This is a genomic window from Caulobacter sp. B11, from assembly GCF_002737765.1.
In the GTDB taxonomy this organism is placed as follows: domain Bacteria; phylum Pseudomonadota; class Alphaproteobacteria; order Caulobacterales; family Caulobacteraceae; genus Caulobacter.
On record NZ_PEGG01000278.1, the window covers coordinates 1 to 2,691 of the forward strand.

The window sequence follows — 2,691 nt, forward strand, 5'->3', positions numbered from 1 at the left end:
TACTGGCGTGACAGCGACAGGCCCAGTCCGGCCCCATTGACCCCGGCGCCGGTGCGCTCAACCCGGCGAAAGGCTTCGAAGGCATGACCCAGCTCATCCGCCGAAAGGCCAGGACCGGTGTCGGCGACCTCGATCGCCAACTGGTCGCCCCGGCGCTCGATGCGAACCTCGATCCGGCCGCGCACGGTATATTTCACGGCGTTGCCGACGATATTGCCGATGATCTGGCGGGTCCGCAGCGGATCGCCAATCGCCGCGCCGATCTGCCGATGCTCGAGGGCGGGCTCGACATGGAAGACCAGCTCCAGCCCCTTGGAGAGGGCGTGGGGGCGTTCCAGAAGGGTCAGGTCGCGCGCCAGGCGCACCGGCTCGAAAGGCGTCAGGTCCACGGCCAGGCGGCCCGATTCCGCTGTTTCCGAGTCCAGGGTCGCGTTGAGGACCGCGACCAGGTCCTGGGCGGCGTCGAGGGCGGCGTTCAACTGCTCGCGCGACGGCGCAGCCCGACCGCCCTTGCCGGCGGCGGCGGCCAGAACGTGAGTGACCCCGGTCAGGCCGTTGCGGATTTCATGGCTCAGCGTGGCGACGATGTCGGACTTGGAGCGCGCCGTGCGCTCGGCGGACTCAAGCACGGCTAGGCGGTCTTCGAGCAGGCGCTCATGGTCGCGGGCCAGGGCGTGCTGACGACGCAGCATGCGGTTGAGGATCAGGGCCAGGGCCAGGCTCAGGGCGATCGCGCCCCAGGCCATGACGCCGGCATGACGGCTTTCGGACTTGGCGAACAGGCCCAGCAGCGGGCCCGCCGCGGCGATCGGGGCCGTGAACAGTAGGGCGGGCAGGGAAGGCGAGGCGAAGAAGATACAGACCACGGCGGCGGCGCAGGAAATCAGCAGCAGCGTCTCGCGCGCCGGGCCCGCGCCATCGGCGAAGGCGGCCATCTGGGCCACGGTCAGCGCCCAGAGCAGGCCCGAAAGGATCTGGACTCTTGAACGTCGCCGCAGGTCGGCCGCGGCATCTGACCGCATCCAGGCCACGACCCCATAGAAGGCGCCCCAGTTGATCGCGAAGAGGGTGAAGCTGGCGGCCATCCAGACGGCGTTGGCGGCGAACGAGGCCGCCCAGACGTAAATGGGCAGGCTGACCGCGAAAACCCCAAGGGCGTAAGGCAGCAGGGCCACCTGCGCCTCAAGCGCCAGGGTGGCGTCAGGGGCTTGGGAAGCAGTCTCCTGGGGCGGGCGCTCGGCGAGCAAGTGGCGTTTCCTTGGCTGATGAGCCAGGACACTAGCGAGACACGGTTTGCGCCAAGTTACGCGAGATCGTTAATCCACAGGCTTTGTCTGCAAACAATCATTAAGGCTAACGGTGGATGATTTGATTCCACGCTGATCCCCAGGCAGGGGAGGGAACCCATGGCCACGACGCGCGCCGCCCTGACCGACAACGATATCCGCATGCTCGTCAAGGGTGCGACGGCCGACGAGCGGGCCCTGGCGGCCCACAAGCTGTGCCGAACCATCGACCGGGCCGAACTCGACGACGAGCAGCGCGCCCTGGCCCATGACATCCTGCGGGTGATGGCCGCCGACGCCGCGGAACTGGTGCGTCGCGCCATGGCCGTGACGCTGCGAAATTCGCCGACCCTGCCGCACGACGTCGCCAACCGTCTGGCGCGGGACGTCGAAAGCATAGCGCTGCCGATCATCAGCTTCTCGCCGGTGTTCACCGACGCCGATCTGGCCGACATCATTCGCCAGGGCGGACCGGTGCGGCAGATGGCCGTGGCCAAGCGGCCCAAGCTGTCATCGAAGATCACCACCCTGCTGGTCGAAGACGCGCCCGAGGCCGTCGTGGCCGCGGTCTGCGCCAACGACAACGCCCGCTTCTCGGAAGTCACGCTCCAACGCGCGCTGGACCGCTTCGCCAAGTCCGAGCAGGTGCTGACCGCCGTCGCCTATCGCTCGGCCCTGCCGATGGCCGTGACCGAACGGCTGATCGACATGGTCGGCGACCAGCTGCGCGATCACATCCTGTCGCATCACGCCGTTTCGGCCGAGCGGGTCCTGGACATCATCGTCGGGGCCAAGGAGCGGGCCACGGTCGACCTGATCGACCAGGCCGGTCGAACCGCCGACGCCAAGGCCTTCGTCGCCCATCTCAACAAGGCCGGGCGGCTGACCCCCTCGCTGCTGCTGCGGGCCCTGGCCCACGGCCACATGACCTTTTTCGAATGGGGCGTCGCCGAACTGGCCGGAATCCCCCATCACCGCACCTGGCTGATGATCCATGACGCCGGCGGCCTGGGCCTGAAGGCGATTTCCGAACGCGCGGGCCTGCCGCCCCGGCTGCTGTCGGCCTATCGGGCCGGCGTGGACTCCTTCCATGCCATGGAGCTGGACGGACGTCCCGGTGATCGTGAACGGTTCCAGGAGCGCATGATCCAGCGGTTCCTGACCTCGTCCAGGCGGTCTCGCGGGAGGATACCGACTACCTGCTGGAGCGGCTCGACCGCGTCAGCACCCAGGTCCAGGCCGCCACCGGCTGACGAACAGTTGTTCGACTCCTCTGGGCAAGGCCGCCGACTTGGGTCAAGCTGATTCCATGTCGACCACCCAGGCCAAGCCCATCCAGCCCGCCGCCACGATCCTGCTCCTGCGCGAGGCGCCGGATTTCCAGGTCCTGATGGTCAAGCGGCAT

Annotated in this window: 1 protein-coding gene and 1 pseudogene; one reads left to right on the forward strand and one right to left on the reverse strand. The window is 68.0% G+C overall.

From position 1 onward, the window contains the following. Positions 1-1,247 (reverse strand): HAMP domain-containing sensor histidine kinase (locus CSW58_RS11005; protein WP_099447318.1); only part of this gene is annotated, 1,247 nt, incomplete at its 3' end. 159 nt (positions 1,248-1,406) lie between these two features. Here CSW58_RS11005 and spbR point away from each other — a divergent pair. Further along, positions 1,407-2,539: pseudogene (spbR, locus tag CSW58_RS11010) on the forward strand (pole-localized protein SpbR). The last annotated feature ends 152 nt before the right edge of the window (positions 2,540-2,691 follow it).